Here is a 19,786-nt window from a genome sequence, read left to right as displayed (position 1 = left end):
CGCGACAGCCGCAGCCGCGCGGCCAGCACATCCGGCGCCGCGCGCGCCAGCACCGCCAGGCGCAGCACGGCGTCCTCCGGCGCCCCCGCCTCGACCAGCCGCGCCAGCGCGGGCCGGTCGCAGCCCCCGGGCAGCAGCCGGTCCAGCACGCCGGCCTCCTCCATCGCCGCCAGGGTCGCGATCAGGGCGGGGCCGGCCAGGATGCGCCGCATCTCCGACCACACCCGCTCGGCCGAAAGCCGCGACAGCCCGTCCCGGCACGCCACGATCGCGGCCATCGCCGCCGTATCCGGCGCGCCCCGCCCATACCGGGCATGAAAGCGGAAGAAGCGCAGGACACGCAGCGCATCCTCGCGGATCCGCGCCGCCGCATCGCCGACAAACCGCACCCGCCCGGCCGCCAGGTCCGCCCGGCCGCCGAAATAATCATGCACCACCCCGTCGCGGTCGCAGGACATCGCATTGATGGTGAAGTCCCGCCGCGCCGCATCCTGCCGCCAGTCGCCGGTCCAGGCCACCACGGCATGCCGCCCGTCGGTCCGCTCGTCCCGGCGCAGGGTCGTGATCTCATAGGGCCGGCCGCCGATCACGGCGGTCACCGTGCCATGGGCCAGCCCGGTCGCCACGACCTTGATCCCGGCCCCGGCCAGGATCGCCTGCACCCGCTCCGGCGGTTCCGGCGTGGCCATGTCGATATCGGCCACCGCCCGCCCGGCCAGCAGGTCGCGCACCACGCCGCCGACCAGCCGCGCCGCCGGCAGCAGCGTCCACAGGCGCGCCAGCCCCTCCGCCGTGCCGGGCGGCAGCGCCGCCAGCCCGCCGTCCCGCGTCAGTTCCCGTCCCCCGCCGGCAGGCACGAGAGGGGAAAGAACACATTCTGGCTCCACACGCCCAGGCAGGGCGTCCCGCGACAGGTGCCGGGAACCGCGAGGGCCGCGAGTTCGTAATAGACCGAGCGGGCGATCCGGGCCTGGATCGGATAGGCCCCCGCCCCGTCGCGCACATGCAGATAAGGAACCGGGCCAGTGCCGCATTCCTCGCAGGGAACATCCCATTCCGCCAGGATCGCATGATCCGGCCCCGCACAGACCACCAGGTCCACATTGGTGCGAAAGGACAGGACCTGCTCGCGCCCGCAGCCGCTCCAATGCAGCTCCATGGCCACGAACGGCGCGTCCTCGACCTCGATCGTGCCGCACTCGGCCGGCGTCCGTAGCCAGTACGCGCCCTCGGCATCCCGTGTCAGCACCGACGCGAACAGGCAGACCATCGGCTTGCGGCGGATCGGCGTGCCGCGATACAGCCACGTCCCGTCGCGCTGGATGCGGAACGGCAACGCCCCGCATGCCTGCGGCGCGGAAAGACCGGCAGGCCGCGAAGCGCACCGGACAGTGTCGAAAGACGCAAGGACATGCCTGTTCAGATCGTCAGCCAACTGCATAACCCACGCCTGTTGAAACACCCGATCCCCGATATAGGGATCATCCCCGACTTGATGAAACCCCCAGACCTGTCAGATTGAGCGCATGACGATATCGGACGCCCCGCCTTCCGCTTCCGGCACCGCGCCGGGCCACTCTCCCATCCCGGCCGCCGACGCCACCGCCGACCTCGCGCGGGCCGAGCGCCTGGGCGGGCTGCTCCAGGCGGCGCGGGCCGAAATCGGCCGCGTCATCCACGGCCAGCGCACGGTCGTCGACCAGACCCTGACCAGCCTCCTGGCGGGCGGCCACACGCTGCTGGTCGGCGCGCCGGGCCTGGGCAAGACCCTGCTGGTCACGACATTGGGAACGGTGCTGGGCCTCCAGGCCCGGCGCGTGCAGTTCACCCCGGACCTGATGCCGTCCGACATCACCGGCAGCGAGATCCTCGACGAGGACGAGCACGGCCGCCGCAGCTTCCGCTTCGTCCCCGGCCCGGTCTTCTGCCAGTTGCTGATGGCCGACGAAATCAACCGCGCCAGCCCCCGCACCCAGTCCGCCCTGCTCCAGGCCATGCAGGAGCACCGGGTCGCCATCGCCGGCACCGACCACCCGCTGCCCCACCCGTTCCACGTCCTCGCCACCCAGAACCCCATCGAACAGGAGGGCACCTACCCGCTGCCCGAGGCCCAGCTCGACCGTTTCATGCTCCAGATTCCCCTCGGCTTCCCCGACGAGACCGCCGAGCGCGCGATGCTGCTGGCCACCACCGGCAGCCGCGACGTGGTGCCGCGCCCGGTGCTGAGCGACCGCGACCTGATCGAGGCCCAGCGCCTTGTCCGCGCCCTGCCGGTCGGCGACCGGGTGGTGGACGCCATCGTCCGCCTGGTCCGCGCCGCCCGCCCGGAAACGACGCGGGACGCCACCATCCGCGACGCCGTCGCCTGGGGCCCCGGCCCCCGCGCCGCGCAGGCGCTGATGCTGGCCACCCGCGCCCGCGCGCTGCTGGATGGCCGCCTGTCGCCCAGCATCGACGACATCGCGGCGCTGGCCCAGCCGGTCCTGGCGCACCGCATGTCCCTGACCTTCACCGCCCGGGCCGAGAACCGGCACCTGCCGGACCTCATCGACGGCCTGCTCCGCACGCTGGACTGACCGTCGCGATGACGCGGCCCCCCTCCCTGTCCGGCCGCGCGGCCGCATTCCTGCGCCGCGCGCTGGCACGTCGCGCCCCGGCGACGGACATGCCCGATTCCGGCATGGACGCGGTCGCCGTTCCGCTGGCGGCGGCGGAAAACCTGGCCGCGCGCATGCCGTCGCTGCTGCTGTCGGCCCAGCGCATCGCCGCTGCCGTGGCCACCGGCCGCCACGGCAGGCGCCAGGCCGGCGCGGGCGAGGATTTCTGGCAGTTCCGCCCCGCCCAGCCCGGCGAGCCGGTCACCCGCATCGACTGGCGGCAATCGGCGCGCGGCAGCCGCGCCTATGTCCGCGAAACCGAGGCCGAGGCCCCGCAGACCGTCTGCCTGTGGTGCGACCCCAGCGCGTCGATGCGCTGGCGCTCGCTCCCGGCCCTGCCGCTGAAATCGGATGCCGCCATCCTGCTGACCCTGGCACTGGGCGCGCTGCTGCTGCGCCAGGGCGAGCGGGTGCGCCTGCTGACACCGGGCGAACCGGTCGACATCCCTCCCGGCGGGCGGGCGGCGCTGGACCGGCTGGCGGTGGCCCTGATGCGCACCCTGGCGCATGGCCCCGACGGCGCCGGCCTGCCTCACCCGCAGCAGGTGCCCCGCCACGCGCGGGTGGTTCTGGTGGGTGACGGGTTGTCCGCGCTGCCCCCCATGGCAACGTTGCTGCACGGCCTGGCGGCCCGTCCGGCCCGCGCCCTGCTGCTGCTGGTCAACGACCCCGCCGAGGCCGAACTGCCCTATGCCGGGCATGTCCGCTTCTCGGGCCTGGAAGGCGAGGCCCCGCTGACCCTCACCGGCGTCGAGCAGATCCGCGGCCCCTATCGCGACGCCTATGCGCGCCACCAGGCAGATCTCGCGGCCCTCTGCCGCGCCAACGGCCATCTGCTGGTCCACCACACGACCGACCAGCGGCCGGAGGAAGCCCTGCTGGCCCTCCACGCCGCCCTGTCCGGCCGGGGAGAGCGCCCATGATCTTCCAGCTTCCCTGGCTGCTGGCGGCGCTGGCCGTGCTGCCGGCACTGTGGCTGCTGCTGCGCACCCTGCCGCCGCCGCCCCAGCGCCGCGCCTTCCCGGCCATCATGCTGCTGCGCGGCCTGCGGGCCCGGGTGACCCAGGCCGCCACGGCCCCGCTCTGGCTGCTGCTGCTGCGCTGCGCGGCGCTCGGCGGACTGATCCTCGGGCTGGCCGGCCCGGTACTGCGCCAGGATCGGCCCCGCCAGGCCGCCCCCGGCGGCCGCGATGCCGACCTGGTCGTGGTGCTCGACAATGGCTGGGCCGCGACGCCCGACTGGTCCCGCCGGCTGGCGGCCGTCGATGCCGTGCTGGACCGCGCGACACACCCCGTCCGCCTGTTGACCACCGCCCCCGGCCCGGCCGGCGAGGCCCCCGCCATCGGCGCCCCGACCCCGCAATCCCTGCTGCGCGGCATGCTGGCATCCACCCGCCCCATGCCGTGGCCGACCGATCGCGCCGCCGCCGCCCGGGCCCTGCGCGCCCTGGCGTCCGGGGGATGGCGCGGACGCGCCGTCTATGTCTCCGACGGGCTGGCCGGCCGCGACGACCCGGCGTTCGCCGCCGCGCTGACCGCGCTCGGCCCGGTCGAGACCGTGATCGACCGCAACGCGACGATCGCGGTTCTCACGCCTCCCCCGGCCGCCGGCGACCAGCAATTGCACGTCGCCATCGCCGCCCTGCCTTCCCCCCACCCGCGCCAGTTGACGGTGCGCGCCGAAGCCGCGGATGGCGGCGTGCTGTCGCTGGTGCCGGTGCCCCTGGCCGCCGGTGCCCGGCAGGGATCGGCCACCGTGGCGCTGCCCGCCGAACTCCGCAACCGCATCGACCGGCTGGCCCTGCGCGACATGCCCGGCCCGGCCGGCGTGCGCCTGCTGGACGAGGGCGATCGACGCCGCCCGGTTGGGTTGATCGGCGTCGTCGGCACCGATACCCCGCTGGTGGGCACGCTGTTCTACCTCCGTCGCGCCCTGTCCCCGACCGCCGAACTGCGCGAAGGTCCGGCCGCCACGCTGCTGGCCCGCCCGCTCTCGGTCCTGATCGCGCCGGACGGCGCGCTGGACAGCCCCGAGACCCGCCGCGCCGTCACCGAATGGGTCCGCAAGGGCGGCATGCTGATCCGCTTCGCCGGCCCCCTGCTGAACGGCAGCCCGGACCACGACCCCACCGCTCCGGACAGCATGCCAGACGCAGGCGGCCCACCTGATATCCCCCCCGCCGACGCGCTGTTGCCCGTCCCGTTGATGACCGGCGAACGCCAGCTGGGCGGCGCGATGTCCTGGGGCAAGCCGGAACATCTGGCCCCCTTCCCCGACGATTCGCCGTTCCACGGACTGGCCGTCCCCGTCGATGTCACCGTTTCCCGCCAGGTCCTGGCCCGCCCGGCGGCCGATCTGGCCACCCATAGCTGGGCCCGCCTGACCGACGGCACGCCGCTGGTCACCCATGCCGCGCTGGGCGCGGGCGAAATCGTGCTGTTCCATGTCACCAGCACGGCCGAATGGTCGAACCTGCCGCTGTCGGGCCTGTTCGTCGCCATGCTGCGCCGGCTGACCGAACGCGCGGTCGGCGTCGATGCCCCGGCCGACCACACCCTGCTTGCGCCCTACATGACGCTGGATGCCGATGCCGTCCTCGGCCCACCGCCGCCTGCCGCGCGGGCACTCCCGGCCGACGCTTTCGGCACAACGCCGGCCTCCGCCGCCCATCCGCCCGGCCTGTACGGCCCCCACGCCAGCCGACGGGCGCTCAATCTGGGCGACGCGATCGGACCGATCGCCGCCCAGGCCACCATCGGCCACGAAGTCGCGCTGGGTGGCCAGTCCCGCGACCGCGCCCTCGGTCCCTGGCTGGTCGCCATCGCCCTGCTGCTGCTGGCGCTGGATGCGGTGCTGACATTGCTGCTGCGGGCGGGGCTGCTGCGGACGGGCCGGCTGTCGGGCGGACGCGCGGCCCTCACGGGCATCCTGCTGCTGGCCGCCCTGTCCTCCCCCACCCGTGCCGACCCGCTGCCCGATGGCGTGCCCGGCGCCGCGCTGGAAACGAGGCTGGGTTATATCCTGACCGGACACGCCGACCTCGACACCGTTTCGCGTGAGGGGCTGCAAGGCCTGTCCGACTACGCCAACGCCCGGACCTCGGCCGTGCTGGGCCATCCGGACGGCGTGGTGCCGGGCCGCGACGATCTGTCCTACTACCCGATGCTCTACTGGCCGGTCGCGGCCGACGCGACGATCGACCCCGCGCGCACGGCGGCACTGAACGCCTATATGCGCCATGGCGGCATCCTGCTGATCGATACCCAGGGCGTCGATCCCGCCGCCCCCGGCACCGCGCAAGGCACCAGCTTCGCCGCCCAGGCCCCCGGCACGGCGGCGGCGCTGCGCCGCATGACCAGGGGCCTGGACGTGCCCCCCCTCACCCGGCTGACCGACAAGCACGTGCTGGCCCACACATTCTACCTGCTGCACAGTTTCCCCGGTCGCTATGACGGCCTGCCCGTCTGGGTGGCGCGCGAGGGCGACAGCGCGAATGACGGAGTCAGCCCCGTCATCATCGGCTCCGCCGATTGGGCCCATGCCTGGGCGGTCGACGCCCAGGGCGACACGCCCTACGCCACGGTGCCGGACGGCGCCGCCCAGCGCGTCACCGCCTACCGCTTCGGCGTCAATGCCGTACTCTATGCCCTGACGGGCAACTACAAGGCGGACCAGGTCCATGTCCCCGCCTTGCTGCGGCGGCTGGGGGAATGACCATGCCCGACCTGACCACCCTGCGGCACCTGACATCCTTCTCCCCGCTGCTGCCCGCCTGGCTGCTCTATGGCCTGGCGCTCCTGGCGGCGGCGGTCCTGCTGGTCGGCCTGCTGCGCCGGGCGCGCGGCTCGCTCTGGCGCGCGGCGGCGGCAGCGGTCGTCCTGCTGTGGCTCGCCGGCCCGGAACGGATCAGCGAGACCGGACAGGCCCTCCCCGAAACCGCCATCCTGGTGGTGGACCAGTCCGCCTCCATGGGCGTGGGACAACGCGCCGCCATGGCCCGCCAGGCGGCGGAACGCCTCCGGGCCCAGGCCGCCCACATCCCCGGGCTGACGCTGCGCACCGTCACCGTGCGCGACGGCCATGGCCAGGGCACCCGCCTGTTCGCGGCCCTCGACCAGGCGGCGGCGGACATCCCGCCGGCGCGGCTGGCGGGCGCGATCCTGCTGACCGACGGCCAGGTCCACGACACCCCGACCCAGGTGCCCGAGCGCCTGCGCCCCGCCGATTCCGGAGGCCGGCACGCCGCCCTGCCGCTGCATGTGCTGCTGACGGCAAAAGGCGAGGAAACCGACCGGAGGCTGCGCATCCTCCAGGCCCCCCCCTATGCCATCGTCGGCCAGACCGCGACGCTGCGGGTCCAGGTGGACGATCTCGGTCCTCACCCCGATACCGGCGCCGAAATCGAGCTGACGCTGGATCGCGGCGGCGAGGCGCCGCTGCGCAAGACCATCCGCGTCGGCCAGCCGCAGGACATCACCCTGCCCGTCAGCCATCCCGGCCCCATGCTGGTCGGGCTATCGGTCTCGCCGCTCGCGGGCGAGGTCTCGACCGCCAACAACCAGGACGTGGTCCGGATCAACGGCGTGCGTGACCGGCTGCGGGTGCTGCTGGTTTCCGGCACGCCCAACCAGGGCGAACGCGTCTGGCGCCGGTTGCTCAAGGCTGACCCGTCGGTCGACCTGGTGCATTTCACCATCCTGCGCCCGCCCGACAAGGATGACGGCACGCCATTGTCCGACCTGGCGCTGATCGCCTTCCCGGTGCGTGAACTGTTCCAGGAAAAGATCAGCCAGTTCGACCTGATCATCCTCGACGGGTTCGAGAACCGGGCGATCCTGCCGCGCGCCTATCTGGAGAACATCGCGCAATATGTGCGCGACGGCGGCGGCCTGCTGCTGATCGGCGGCCCGGAATTTCTCGGCGCCGGATCGTTGCAGGACACGCCGCTGGGCGACATCCTGCCGGCGCATGTCCCCGTCGAAGGCGGGCTGGTCGAGCAACGCTTCCGCCCCGCCCTGACGGCCGACGGCCATCGCCACCCCGTCACGGCGGGCCTGCCCGGGTCCGGCAGCGCGCCCGATGGGCATGATGCCGAATGGGGCCCCTGGTACCGGGCCCTGCGCACCGATTCCGTTCATGGGCAGACCCTGATGGACGGCCCGGACCACACGCCGCTGCTGGTGCTCGACCGGGTGGACCGGGGCCGGGTCGCCTTCCTGCTGTCCGACCAGATCTGGCTGTGGTCGCACGGCGAAGGCGGCGGCGGCCCGCAATCCGAACTGCTGCGGCGCGTCTCGCACTGGCTGATGAAGGAGCCGGAGCTGGAAGAAGAACAACTGACGGCCGCCATCGCCGATGGCAGGATGATCGTGACGCGCCGCACCGCCGCCCCCACCGCCCCCCGGGCGGTTACGATCACGGCGCCCGACGGCGCCACGCAACAGGCTCCGCTGCATCCCACCGGCATCGGCCTGACCCAGGCCGAAATCCAGGCGACGCAGCCAGGCATCTGGATGGCCGACGACGGCACGCACCGCGCCTTCGCCGCCCCCGTCCAGGACGATCCGGTGGAATGGTCGGATATGCGTGCCACCGCCACGGTCCTGTCGCCCCTCGCCGGCCAGACCGGCGGCGGCGTCTACTGGCTGGGCGACGATCCGGCCAATCCCCACCTGCCCGCGCTGCGCGCCCCGGCGGCGGGCCGCGTGTCGGGGGCGGACTGGCTGGGCTTTCCGCAGCGCGATGCCCGCCTGGTCACCGGCCGCACTGCCAGCTCCCTGCTGCCGGCATGGCTGGTCCTGTTGCTGGCCGGCGGGTTGCTGCTCATCGGCTGGTGGCGCGAAGGCCGTTGACAAGGCTGGCCGCCACCCGCCTCACGATCCTGCGATTTCCATCGCATCCCAGGCTGATCTGGATTATATGAACTGCGCCGGGACCGCGTCCGGCAGGCCGGTCCATTTCGGGCGGCCCGCATCCGCCCCGAACAGGTCGCGCCTGTCATCGAGACGAATGTTACTGAGACGAACAATGATTGTCAGAACAGGTATCCGCCTCCTCTTTCTCGCGCTGCTGGCCGGCAGCGCCGTGGTCGTGGTCCCGATGCAGCATGCCTGCGCGCAGTCGGACGACGACGAAGCCGAGGCCGAGGCCGCCGACGCGGCCAAGCAGGCCGAGGCCCGGCGCGCCGCCCGCGCGGCGGCCCCCCCGGCCGCCCTGCCCGGCGCCGAGGCGAACGAAGAAGTCAGCGGCCACGCCAATGGCGACCTGAACCCGACTTCGGCCCTGTTCGACGCCATAAATCGCGGCAGCCTGGGCGCGGCCAAGGAGGCCCTGAATCGCGGCGCCGACATGCAGGGTCACAATGTCCTCGGCCAGACGCCGCTGGATATGGCGATCGACCTGAACCGCAACGACATCACCTTCCTGCTGCTGTCGCTCCGCACGCTGGACGACGCACACGTCATCGCGCCTTCGTCGACCCATTCGGACATCACCATGCGCAACGGCAGCGGCCATCTGACGATCGACGGCACCAGCCACGGCGCCCGTTCGGGCATGATGATGGCCACCAGCCGCACCGCCCCCCGCGACAACGGTACCCCCCGGCCCGAAATCGGTTTCCTGGGCTTCGGCGGCGGCTGACCACCCGCCCGAAACCGCGCGGAGGCAGCCTCTCAGGGAGTTGCGTCCGCTCCCGCGTCCTGTGACAGGATCTCGCTCCGCAGCGTATCCAGCGGCACCATCTGCCCCTCGCGCATCAGGTGCCAGAAGGTCCAGCCGTTGCAGGACGGCGCATTGGTAAGGATCGCTCCCAGCTTGTGAATCGACCCGCGCTGGGTCCCACTGACCAGCGTGCCGTCGGGCGCGACGGTGGCCGATACGCGCTGGTGCCGGTCGTAGACCATGCTCCCCGCCGGCAGCAGCCCGCGCTCCACCAGGCTGCCGAAGGGCACGCGCGGCGCGTCGCGTCGGGCCGGCGTGGTCAGCACGCTGTCCAGCGGCACCGGGCGCTCGCGTCGGGCACGGCCGATCGCCGCCTCGGCATAATCCGGATGGCGCTCGATCCCGATGAAGCGCCGGCGCAGGCGCCGCGCCATCGCCGTCGTCGTACCCGTCCCGGCGAACGGGTCGAGGATGATGTCATCCACATTGGTCGAGGCGACCAGTACACGATGCAGCAGGCTCTCGGGCTTCTGGGTCGGATGCAGCTTCAGGCCGTGGGCATTGCGCAGCCGCTCGCTGCCGGTGCAGAGCGGCAGGTACCAGTCCGACCGCATCTGCACATCGTCGTTCAGCGCCTTCATCGCCTGGTAGTTGAAGCGATAGCGGCTGTCGGCACCCCGAGCCGCCCAGATCAGCGTCTCATGGGCGTTGGTAAAGCGCCGCCCCCGGAAATTGGGCATCGGGTTCGATTTGCGCCAGATCACGTCGTTCAGGATCCAGAACCCCAGATCCTGCAGGATCGCGCCGATCCGGAAGATGTTGTGATACGACCCGATGACCCAGATCGTGCCATCCTTGCGCAGCAGGCGCCGCGCCTCGCCCAGCCACGCGCGGGTAAAGCGGTCATATTCCGCCAGGTCGCTGAATTTGTCCCAGTCATCGTCGACCCCGTCCACGACGCTGTCATCCGGCCGCCGCAACTCTCCACGCAATTGGAGGTTATAGGGCGGATCGGCGAAGATACAGTCGATCGACCCGCTCGGCAGGGTCTGCATCAGCTCGATGCAATCACCGCGCAGGATCTGGTCGAGGGGCAGTTCCATCATCACCGCGCCGCTCATGACACCACCCAGTCCGCATGGCTGTCGGCGGGCAGGCCCAGCGACAATTGCCGGACGAGGCCGAACGACGCGCGATGATGCGGCGTCGTGCCGACATCGCACAGCGCCGCGCGATGCTGCGCGGTGCCATAGCCGGCGTTGCGCTCCCAGCCATAGGCGGGCCAGCGGACGGCCAGACGCTCCATCAGCCGGTCGCGCACCACCTTGGCCACGATCGACGCCGCCGCGATCGACAGGCTCTCGCCATCGCCGCCCACGACACAATCCGTCCGACAGCCGAAATCGGGGGCGGCGTTCCCGTCCACCAGGACCAGGTCCGGCCGCACGGGCAGGCGCGCGACGGCGCGCCGCATCGCCAGAAAGGCGGCATGCAGGATATTCAGGCGCGCGATTTCGGCGACGGAGGCCGCGGCAACCGCGATATGCACCCCACGGGTGCCTTGCAGCGCGGTATAGGCGCGGCGCCGCGCCACGGCGGACAGTTTCTTCGAATCATCCAGCAGCACGGCCAACCGGGGCGGCACGCCACGATCGAAGATCACCGCCGCCGCCACGACCGGCCCTGCCAGCGGGCCACGGCCCACCTCGTCCACTCCGGCGACCCGGCCACCATGCTGCGCCTCGCGCGTGTAATCCGGCATCCACCCCATCCCGAACCGGGTCGAGCCGGGCGCCTGTCGCCCGATTCGCACACCGAATCACGTCCTGAAGGGATGGAAACCATCTTTACGTCATGTTGCGCAAGACACTGATTCCATGCCGAGTCCTTTCAAACGGAAAAAAAGCTTCCCGCCAGGGACTCGGGCCGGAGGATTTCAGCCTTTCGCCGCGCGACGCGGCAGCAGGACCAGCCCGGCCAGAAGTCCCACCAGAGCGGCGACCGCCACCGCAAGCAGGGGCCGATCCTGAACGAACAGCACCGCCTTCTCGAGCTTGCCCTCGCCTTCTTCGTACAGGTCGGCGAACTCGCGGCGCGCCATGCCGCTCAACTGGTCGACCTTGCCTTCCGCCTGCAACCCCAGATCGCCCGTCAGGCCACCCGCGGCATCCTTCAGGCGGCCGGTTCCTTCCTCGATCGCGCCCTTCGCCTTCTCGCCAAACGTGTCGTTACCGGATTCCGTCATGCGCTTAACTCCTCCTAACGGACCAGCCCCGTCCGGGACCGTCTCATGGGAACGGATCGCGCGCCCGCCGGTTGCGCGCGGCATCACCGGGCAGACAGGCTCGTCCCGCCCCGCCGACACGCTATCGCGCATCCCCCGATCCCGCCACCGGCGATCGGTCCCGACGAAAAATCATCGTCAGACAGTTGGCGAACCGCGAGATTTGTTACAAATCTACACAGTTTCCTGAGCAAGGATTTAGGCATCTTTTTTTTGCGTAGCTGCTAAGACTGCCCCAACAAATCGCAAGACCGACGTCACTGGATTGAGGAAGACCTGACGACCATGGACAAACCGACTCTGGACCCGTCCGACGTGCCCGCGCAGCAATCGACAGGGCCGGGCCGGCAGGTCAGCGCCGGAAAAAAGCCGCGTCGTCGCATCCTGCTGTGGGGCACGGCCCTGGTGGGTGTCGCCGTGATCGCGGCGGCTTTCCTCCGGCCGCACGCGCCGGGCGGCGGCCGCCATGCCCACCAGATGGCGGCGGATGTCCAGCCGGTCGCGGTCGCCACCGTGCGCAAGGGCGACATGCCGGTCGAACTGACCGAACTGGGCACCGTGGTCCCGATCACCAACGTCACGGTCCAGTCGCGCGTCGACGGCTACCTGATGCAGGTCCTGTTCACCGAAGGCCAGCATGTCAGGAAAGGCGACCTGCTGGCACTGATCGACACCCGCCCCTACGAGGTCCTGCTGGCCCAGTACCAGGGGCAGCTCGCATCCGACATGGCGCAGTTGCAACAGGCCCGGGTGGACAATGCCCGCTACCAGCGCCTGATCCACCAGAACAGCATCGCGGCCCAGACCGCCGTCGACCAGCAATACAAGGTCGCCCAGCTCGAAGGCACGGTGAAGGTCGACCAGGCCCTGGTCGACAACGAGAAACTCCAGATCATCTACTGCCACGTCATCGCCCCGGTGGACGGCCGCGTCGGCATCCGCCAGGTGGACATGGGCAACTACATCACCGCCGGGCAGACCAACGGCCTGGTCATCCTGACCCAGATGCAGCCGATCTCGGTGATCTTCACTCTGCCGGAGACCGAACTGGGCCGGGTGGCCGACCGGCTGCGTACCGGCGTCTCCCTGCCGGTCGAAGCCTGGGACAGCACCAACACGCGCAAGATCGCCGATGGCGCCGTCAGCGTGCTGGACAGCCAGATCGACACCTCGACCGGGACGGTGCGGATGCGTTCGATCTTCCCCAACCAGGACGAGACCCTGTTCCCCAACCAGTTCGTCAACGCCCACCTGCTGGTCAATACCGAGCATGACGCGCTGCTGATCCCGACCAACGCGGTGCAGACCGGGCCGAACGGCCCGTTCGTCTATGTCGTCAAGCCCGACAACACGGTCGAGGTCCGCGACATCAGGACGGGCACCTCGCACGGCGACAGCGTGGTGGTGAATACCGGCCTGAAGGAAGGCGAAGCGGTCGTGACCGACGGCACCGATCACCTGCATGCGGGCGCGAAGGTCACCATTCCCGCCGCCGACGCCACCGCCGCGCCGGCGGGCGAGACCGCCCCCCCGACGGGCAAAGGCCATCGCCGCCGTCACAACACGGCGGGACAGGGCGACACCACCGGCGGGCAGCCCCAACCGTGACCCTGGCCCGACACCAGACCCGTCGCCCCCAGCCGGAGAGCCGTGCGTGAATCCGTCCCGCCTGTTCATCGAACGCCCGGTCGCCACCACGCTGCTGATGCTCGCCATCCTGCTGGCGGGGCTGCTGGGCTATCATTTCCTGCCGGTCTCGGCGCTGCCCCAGGTCGAATATCCGACCATCACGGTCCAGACCTTCTATCCGGGCGCCGGGCCCGACGTCATGGCGACGTCGGTGACCGCGCCGCTGGAAACCCAGTTCGGCCAGATGCCCGGCCTGGACCAGATGACGTCGCAATCCTCGGGCGGCGCCTCGGTGGTCACGCTGCGGTTTGGCCTGACCATGTCGATGGACGTGGCGGAGCAGGAAGTCCAGGCGGCGATCAACCAGGCGCAGATGCTGCTGCCCACCGACCTGCCCGCCCCCCCGATCTACGCCAAGGTCAACCCCGCCGACACCCCCGTCCTGACGCTGGGCATCACCTCGAAGACGATGCCGCTGACCGAGGTCGAGGATTACGTCTATACCCGCCTGGCGCAGAAGATCAGCCAGATCTCGGGCGTCGGCCTGGTCACCCTGTCGGGCGGCAACCGCAAGGCGATCCGCGTGCGCGTCAACGTGCCCAAGCTCACCTCGTTCGGCCTGGACATGGACACGTTGCGCACCACGATCGGCAACGTCAACGTCAACTCGCCCACCGGCACGTTCGACGGCGCGCAGCGCGCCTCCACCCTGCGGATCGACGGGCAGATCGCCAGCGTCGACCAGTTGCTCAACCAGGTCATCGCCTACCAGAACAGCGGCCCGATCCGCATTCGCGACGTCGCCACCGTCGTCCAGGGGCCCGAGAACACCCAGCTCGCCGCCTGGTCCGACACCACGCCGGCCCTGATCCTGAACGTGCAGCGCCAGCCGGGCGCCAACGTCATCTCGGTGGTCGACAACATCAAATATGCCCTGCCGCAACTGCGCAAGGCGCTGCCGCCGGGCATCACCATCACGCCGCTGACCGACCGCACGACCACCATCCGCGCCTCGGTCGCCGATGTCGAATTCGAGCTGATGCTGGCCATGGTGCTGGTGGTGGCGGTCATCTTCGTCTTCCTGCGCAACGTGCCGGCGACGATCATCCCCAGCCTGTCGGTCCCGCTGTCGCTAGTCGGCACACTGGCGATCATGTATCTGATGGGCTTCTCGCTGGACAATCTGTCGCTGATGTCGCTGACCATCGCGACCGGCTTCGTCGTCGACGACGCCATCGTGATGATCGAGAACATCGCCCGCTACATCGAGATGGGCGACGACCGGATGACGGCGTCGCTGAAGGGCGCCGGCGAAATCGGCTTCACCATCATCTCGCTGACCGTCTCGCTGATCGCGGTGCTGATCCCGCTGCTGTTCATGGGCGACGTGGTGGGCCGCCTGTTCCACGAATTCGCCATCACCCTGTCGGTGACGATCGTGCTGTCGGCGGTGGTATCGCTCACCCTGGTGCCGATGATGTGCGCCCGCCTGCTCAGCGAACGCCCGCACGGGCCGGACGCGCACGGCTGGTCGGCCACCGTCGAGCGCTGGACCGAATCCGTGATCGCCGCCTACGGCCGGGCATTGACGGTCGTGCTGCGTCACCAGAAGCTGACGCTGGCCATCTTCGTCGCCACGCTGGGCCTGACCGGCCTGCTGGCCTGGTCGATCCCCAAGGGCTTCTTTCCGGTGCAGGATACCGGGGTGATCCAGGGCATTTCGGTCATGGCGCAATCCACCTCCTTCGACGCGATGGCCGCCCACCAGCAGGAACTGGGCCGACGCATCCTCCAGGACAGGGATGTCGTCAGCCTGTCCTCCTTCATCGGCGTCGACGGGCAGAACGTGACGCTCAACCAGGGCCGGTTCCTGATCAACCTGCGCCCGCATGACGAGCGGTCGGAAAGCGCCGCCCGGATCGCCGCGCGCATCCAGCAGGAAACCGCCGACATCCCCGGCGCCAGCCTGTATCTGCAACCGGTGCAGGACCTGTCGCTGGATACGACGGTCTCGGCGACCCAGTACCAGTTCCTGCTGGAAAATCCCGATTACGACCAGTTCCGCACGTGGATTCCCAAGGTCATCGCCGCCCTGCGTCAGGAGCCGGCCCTGTCCGACGTCACGTCGGACCTCCAGGCCGAGGGTCTGGTGGCGCATGTCACCCTGGACCGCACCACCGGCGCGCGGTTCTCGATCACCCCGCAGACGATCGACAACGTGCTGTATGATTCGTTCGGCCAGCGCCAGATCTCGACCATCTACACGCAGTCCAACCAGTATCGCGTGATCATGGAGGCCGACCCTGTCTTCCAGAAGGATCTCGCATCGCTGGGCAAGCTCTACCTGCCGGGCATCGGCGGCAATTCGGGCGCCAGCACGTCCGGCCCCACGCGTTCGCCGACCTCGGGCCTGGTGCCGCTGCGCGCGGTCACCACCCTCACCAGCGGCACCGCACCGCTGCTGATCACCCATGTCGGCCAGTTCCCCGCGACGACGATCTCGTTCAACGTCGCGCCGGGCTATTCGCTGGGCGAGGCGACGAACGCGATCGACCGGGCGGAGCGCACGCTGCACCTGCCGGCGAGCTTCCAGACCTCCTTCCAGGGCACGGCGGCGGCATTCCGCAACAGCCTGGGCAACGAGATGTGGCTGGTGCTCGCCGCCCTGGTCGCGGTCTATATCGTGCTGGGCATCCTGTACGAGAGCTTCATCCACCCCATCACCATCCTCTCCACCCTGCCGTCGGCGGGCGTCGGCGCCCTGCTGGCCCTGCAACTCAGCGGCGCCGGCCTCGGCGTCATGGGCATCATCGGGCTGGTGCTGCTGATCGGCATCGTGAAGAAGAACGCGATCATGATGATCGATTTCGCGCTGGAGGCGGAGCGGATCGAAGGCATGGCGCCGATGAAAGCCATCCACCACGCCGCCCTGCTGCGCTTCCGGCCGATCCTGATGACGACGCTGGCCGCCATGCTGGGCGCGCTGCCGATGGTGATCGGCACCGGCACCGGGTCGGAACTGCGCCGCCCGCTCGGCATCGCCATCGTCGGCGGGCTGCTGCTCAGCCAGTTGCTGACCCTGTTCACCACCCCGGTCATCTACCTGCTGATGGACCGGATCAGCCTGGATCTGCGGCGCCGGTTCGGACCCGCGACGCGTAACCTGCCGCCGCAACAAACCGCGACATGAATACGGTCCGGCTCTTCGTCCTGCGGCCGGTCGCGACGACGCTGCTGACGATCGCGCTGCTGATCGCCGGCATCATCGGCTACCGGGCGCTCCCGGTGGCCGACCTGCCGAATGTCGATTTCCCGGTAATCCAGGTTCAGGCCCGCCAGGCCGGCGGCTCGCCCGAGGAAATCGCCAGTTCGGTCGCGGCCCCCCTGGAACGCCGCCTGGGCGCCATCGCCGACCTGACGGAAATGACGTCCCAATCGACGCAGAACCAGGTCCGCATCACCCTGCAATTCGCCCTGAACCGCGACATCAACGGCGCCGCCCGCGATGTCGAGGCCGCGTTGCAGGCAGCCCGCGCCGACATGCCGTCGTCGCTGCGCCAGAACCCCAGCTATTTCAAGGCGAACCCCAACGGCGCGCCGATCATGATCCTGGCGCTGACATCGAAGACCCGCACGATGTCGCAGCTTTACGACCTGACGACCAACGTGCTGCAACAGCATCTGTCGCAGATCCGCGGCGTGGGCGAGGTCGAGGTCGGCGGCAGTTCGCTGCCGGCGGTGCGCGTCGAGATGAATCCGCTGCCGCTCTACAAATTCGGGATCGGGTTCGAAGACGTCCGCGCCGCGCTGGCCTCGGCCAACGCCCACACCCCCAAGGGCTTCATCGACCAGCAGGGCGTGCGCTACACGCTGGACACCAACGACCAGGCCCATAATGCCCAGGCTTATCGCGACCTGGTCATCGCCTATCACAACAGCCGGCCGGTGCGCCTGGCGGACGTGGCCAGTGTCAATGACGGCGTCGAGGACCTGCGCAACGCAGGCTATTACAATCGCCAGCCGGCGGTGCTGGCGATCATCTTCGCCCAGTCCGGCGCCAACGTCATCCACACGATCGACCAGATCAACGCCGAAATTCCCGCCCTGCGCGCGGCGCTTCCTCCCAATGTCGAACTGCACGGCGTGCTCGACCGGTCCGTCACCATCCGCGCAGCCCTGGCCGACACTCAATATACCCTGGTCATCTCGGTCCTGCTGGTGGTGCTGGTGGTGCTGGTCTTCCTGCGCTCGGGACGCACGACGCTGATCCCGGCCATCGTGGTGCCGACCTCGATCATCGCCACCTTCGGGGCGATGCAATTGCTCGGCTATTCTCTGGACAACCTGTCGCTGATGGCGCTGACGGTCTCCACCGGCTTCGTCGTCGATGACGCGATCGTGGTCATCGAGAATATCAGCCGCTACCTCGAAGAGGGCATGAACCGGCTGGATGCCACGCTGATGGGCGCGCAGGAAGTCGGATTCACCGTCTTCTCGATCTCGATGTCGCTGATCGCGGTCTTCCTGCCGATCCTGCTGCTCGGCGGGGTCGCGGGGCGCCTGTTCCACGAATTCGCGATGACGATGTCGATCACGATCATCGTCTCGATGGTCCTGTCCCTCACCCTCACGCCGATGATGGCCGCCCTGTTCCTGCCTTCGCATGATCGGCAGCAGGCAGCGACCGGCCCCTGGGGCCCGATCACCGTCATGCTGGAACGCCTCCTGCACGCCATGCAGCGCGGCTACGGTCACACGCTGGATGCGGCACTGGCCCACCCGCGCACAGTATTGCTGTCGCTGCCCTGTACGATCGTCCTGATGGTGGCGCTGTTCATCCACATGCCCAAGGGCTTCTTTCCCGACAGCGATACCGGCCTGCTGATCGGCCATCTGCAAGGCGACCAGTCGATTTCCTTCCAGGCGCTGACCGGCAAGATCGACGAGGTCCAGAAGGCGGTGCTGGCGGATCGCGACGTCGCCAGCGTCACCGGCTTCACCGGTGGGCGCGGCTCGTCCAACCAGGCCAACATGTTCGTCGTGCTCAAGGATAAATCGCAGCGCGACGGTCCGCCCAGCACCACGATCGCCCGCATCGGCACCCGTCTGCAAAACATGGTGGGCGCGCATTTCTATGCCATGGCCCCCGGCACGCTGCGCATGGGCGCGCGCCAATCCAATGCCGCATATCAATACACGCTGGAATCCGACTCGCCGACCGAGCTGTACGCATGGATGCCCAAGCTGGTCGCGGCGTTGCAGAAACATCGGGAACTGACCGATGTTTCCTCGGACGTGCAGCAGGGCGGCTCGGCCCTGAACGTGGCCCTCGACCGCGAGACGTCAGCCCGCACGCTGATCACGCCGCAACTGGTGGCCAATACGTTGTTCGACGCCTACGGGCAGCGCTCGGCCTCGACCATCTATAACGCACTGAACCAGTATCACGTGGTGATGGAGGTCGAACCCCGCTTCTGGAAAGACCCCGCCAGCCTCCAGCAGGTCTGGATCAGCACCGCCGGCGGATCCGCATCGGGCGGCACGCGGTCGAACACGATCCGCGTTCCCGCCTCCTCCACCGCCAGCCAGGCCACCAGCCTCAGCAGCCAGTCCTTCCGCAATCAGATCGCCAACAGCCTGGCCGGCGGCACATCGGCATCCAACGGGTCTGCGGTATCGACCAGTTCCGAAACGATGGTTCCGATCGGCATCGTCTCGACCGTCGCGGCTCAACTCACGCCGCTCTCCGTCAATCACCAGAGCCAGTCGGTCGCCGCGACCGCCTCCTTCAACCTCGCGACCGGCGTGCCGTTGCAGCAGGCGATCCAGATCGTCAGCACCGAGATGGTGCGTCTGCACATGCCCGCCGACATTCACGGCAGCTTCGCCGGCAATGCCGGTCAGCTCCAGAAATCGGTCAATAACGAGCCACTGCTGATCCTGGCTGCCCTGGCGGCGGTCTATATGGTGCTGGGCGTCCTGTACGAAAGCTATGTCCACCCGCTGACCATCCTCTCCACCCTGCCCTCGGCCGGCGTCGGCGCGCTGCTGGCACTGGACCTGGCGGGCGAGGATTTCTCGCTGATCGCGATGATCGGCGTCATCCTGCTGATCGGCATCGTGAAGAAGAACGCGATCATGCTGGTCGATTTCGCGATCGCGGCCGAACGCGACGGCCAGCCGGCGACGCAGGCCATCCATGCCGCCTGCCTGCTGCGCTTCCGGCCGATCATGATGACGACCCTGGCCGCCGCCCTGGGGGCATTGCCGCTGATCCTGGGCCAGGGATACGGTTCGGAACTGCGGCGCCCGCTCGGGATCGCCATCGTCGGCGGCCTGATCGTCAGCCAGGCGCTGACGCTCTACACCACACCGGTCGTCTATCTGTATCTCGACCGCTTCGGCCTATGGTGCCGACATCAATTCCGTTCCCTGGCCATTGCCCTCAAGGGCCGGCGGGGCCCCCTTTCCCAACAGGATGCCTGACCCGGATGTCCCCGCCGCCCTCCCGCTTGATCGCCCCGAAATCCCACCCCGGTGCCCCCGCACCGC

The 19,786-nt window shown here is 69.6% G+C and carries 13 protein-coding genes; 8 read left to right on the top strand and 5 right to left on the bottom strand.

All coding sequences use genetic code 11. From position 1 onward, the window contains the following. Window positions 1–833, bottom strand: an 833-nt coding sequence (locus HLH48_RS16195; protein WP_182998522.1) for a CCA tRNA nucleotidyltransferase, incomplete at its 3' end; no start/stop codon positions are given. Then, window positions 830–1,462 (bottom strand): DUF1285 domain-containing protein, encoded by a 633-nt coding sequence (locus tag HLH48_RS16190; RefSeq protein ID WP_264812436.1) that lies wholly within the window; start codon window positions 1,460–1,462, stop codon window positions 830–832. The genes HLH48_RS16195 and HLH48_RS16190, both read right to left, overlap by 4 nt. Before the next feature lie 64 nt (window positions 1,463–1,526). Between HLH48_RS16190 and HLH48_RS16185 the strand changes: the two genes are divergently transcribed. The 5 genes from HLH48_RS16185 to HLH48_RS16165 all read left to right on the top strand — a co-directional run bounded on the left by HLH48_RS16185 (window position 1,527) and on the right by HLH48_RS16165 (window position 9,300). Further along, a complete protein-coding gene (locus HLH48_RS16185; RefSeq protein ID WP_182998511.1) occupies window positions 1,527–2,576 on the top strand; it encodes an AAA family ATPase in 1,050 nt (349 codons plus the stop codon). A gap of 8 nt (window positions 2,577–2,584) precedes the next feature. Then, window positions 2,585–3,580 carry a DUF58 domain-containing protein gene (locus HLH48_RS16180; RefSeq protein WP_246387399.1) on the top strand — a complete coding sequence of 332 codons (996 nt, stop codon included), beginning with the start codon at window positions 2,585–2,587 and terminating at the stop codon, window positions 3,578–3,580. Then, the gene (locus HLH48_RS16175; RefSeq protein ID WP_182998510.1) at window positions 3,577–6,372 is read left to right on the top strand and encodes a DUF4159 domain-containing protein; all 2,796 of its coding nucleotides are present in this window, start codon (window positions 3,577–3,579) and stop codon (window positions 6,370–6,372) included. The genes HLH48_RS16180 and HLH48_RS16175 overlap by 4 nt, the downstream gene beginning before the upstream one ends. Before the next feature lie 2 nt (window positions 6,373–6,374). Further along, window positions 6,375–8,510: a VWA domain-containing protein gene (locus HLH48_RS16170; RefSeq protein WP_182998520.1), complete on the top strand. Its 2,136-nt coding sequence runs from the start codon at window positions 6,375–6,377 to the stop codon at window positions 8,508–8,510. A 175-nt stretch (window positions 8,511–8,685) separates the two neighbouring features. Further along, window positions 8,686–9,300 carry an ankyrin repeat domain-containing protein gene (locus tag HLH48_RS16165; RefSeq protein WP_182998509.1) on the top strand — a complete coding sequence of 205 codons (615 nt, stop codon included), beginning with the start codon at window positions 8,686–8,688 and terminating at the stop codon, window positions 9,298–9,300. A gap of 32 nt (window positions 9,301–9,332) precedes the next feature. Here HLH48_RS16165 and HLH48_RS16160 read toward each other — a convergent pair whose 3' ends face one another. The 3 genes from HLH48_RS16160 to HLH48_RS16150 all read right to left on the bottom strand — a co-directional run bounded on the left by HLH48_RS16160 (window position 9,333) and on the right by HLH48_RS16150 (window position 11,566). Then, on the bottom strand, window positions 9,333–10,442 hold the full coding sequence (locus HLH48_RS16160; RefSeq protein ID WP_182998508.1) for a site-specific DNA-methyltransferase: 1,110 nt from the start codon (window positions 10,440–10,442) through the stop codon (window positions 9,333–9,335). Then, window positions 10,439–11,083 (bottom strand): ribonuclease HII, encoded by a 645-nt coding sequence (locus HLH48_RS16155; RefSeq protein ID WP_182998507.1) that lies wholly within the window; start codon window positions 11,081–11,083, stop codon window positions 10,439–10,441. Before HLH48_RS16155 ends, HLH48_RS16160 begins: the two co-directional genes overlap by 4 nt. 174 nt (window positions 11,084–11,257) lie before the next feature. Continuing rightward, entirely contained in the window at window positions 11,258–11,566 is a 309-nt protein-coding gene (locus HLH48_RS16150; protein ID WP_182998506.1) for a CsbD family protein, read from the bottom strand. Window positions 11,567–11,890: 324 nt separating this feature from the next. Here HLH48_RS16150 and HLH48_RS16145 point away from each other — a divergent pair, with 324 nt between their 5' ends. From HLH48_RS16145 to HLH48_RS16135, 3 genes are read left to right on the top strand one after another with little or no spacing between them, the layout of a single operon-like run. Beyond that, window positions 11,891–13,213: an MdtA/MuxA family multidrug efflux RND transporter periplasmic adaptor subunit gene (locus HLH48_RS16145; RefSeq protein ID WP_182998505.1), complete on the top strand. Its 1,323-nt coding sequence runs from the start codon at window positions 11,891–11,893 to the stop codon at window positions 13,211–13,213. Window positions 13,214–13,259: 46 nt separating this feature from the next. Further along, window positions 13,260–16,424, top strand: a complete 3,165-nt coding sequence (locus tag HLH48_RS16140; RefSeq protein WP_182998504.1) for an efflux RND transporter permease subunit — start codon at window positions 13,260–13,262, stop codon at window positions 16,422–16,424. Next, on the top strand, window positions 16,421–19,720 hold the full coding sequence (locus HLH48_RS16135) for an efflux RND transporter permease subunit (RefSeq protein ID WP_182998503.1): 3,300 nt from the start codon (window positions 16,421–16,423) through the stop codon (window positions 19,718–19,720). The genes HLH48_RS16140 and HLH48_RS16135 overlap by 4 nt, the downstream gene beginning before the upstream one ends. Window positions 19,721–19,786: the final 66 nt, after the last annotated feature.

The organism is Gluconacetobacter sacchari (assembly GCF_014174255.1).
Taxonomy (GTDB): domain Bacteria; phylum Pseudomonadota; class Alphaproteobacteria; order Acetobacterales; family Acetobacteraceae; genus Gluconacetobacter; species Gluconacetobacter sacchari.
Note: the sequence above shows the minus strand (reverse complement) of the source record. Positions and strands in the feature narration are given on the sequence as shown.

Bases quoted from the DNA above. Each gene is read 5' to 3' on its own strand.
- HLH48_RS16185 (WP_182998511.1), top strand. From the start codon at position 1,527: ATGACGATATCGGACGCCCCGCCTTCCGCTTCCGGCACCGCGCCGGGC.
- HLH48_RS16180 (WP_246387399.1), top strand. From the start codon at position 2,585: ATGACGCGGCCCCCCTCCCTGTCCGGCCGCGCGGCCGCATTCCTGCGC.
- HLH48_RS16175 (WP_182998510.1), top strand. From the start codon at position 3,577: ATGATCTTCCAGCTTCCCTGGCTGCTGGCGGCGCTGGCCGTGCTGCCG.
- HLH48_RS16170 (WP_182998520.1), top strand. From the start codon at position 6,375: ATGCCCGACCTGACCACCCTGCGGCACCTGACATCCTTCTCCCCGCTG.
- HLH48_RS16165 (WP_182998509.1), top strand. From the start codon at position 8,686: ATGATTGTCAGAACAGGTATCCGCCTCCTCTTTCTCGCGCTGCTGGCC.
- HLH48_RS16160 (WP_182998508.1), bottom strand. From the start codon at position 10,442: ATGAGCGGCGCGGTGATGATGGAACTGCCCCTCGACCAGATCCTGCGC.
- HLH48_RS16155 (WP_182998507.1), bottom strand. From the start codon at position 11,083: ATGCCGGATTACACGCGCGAGGCGCAGCATGGTGGCCGGGTCGCCGGA.
- HLH48_RS16150 (WP_182998506.1), bottom strand. From the start codon at position 11,566: ATGACGGAATCCGGTAACGACACGTTTGGCGAGAAGGCGAAGGGCGCG.
- HLH48_RS16145 (WP_182998505.1), top strand. From the start codon at position 11,891: ATGGACAAACCGACTCTGGACCCGTCCGACGTGCCCGCGCAGCAATCG.
- HLH48_RS16135 (WP_182998503.1), top strand. From the start codon at position 16,421: ATGAATACGGTCCGGCTCTTCGTCCTGCGGCCGGTCGCGACGACGCTG.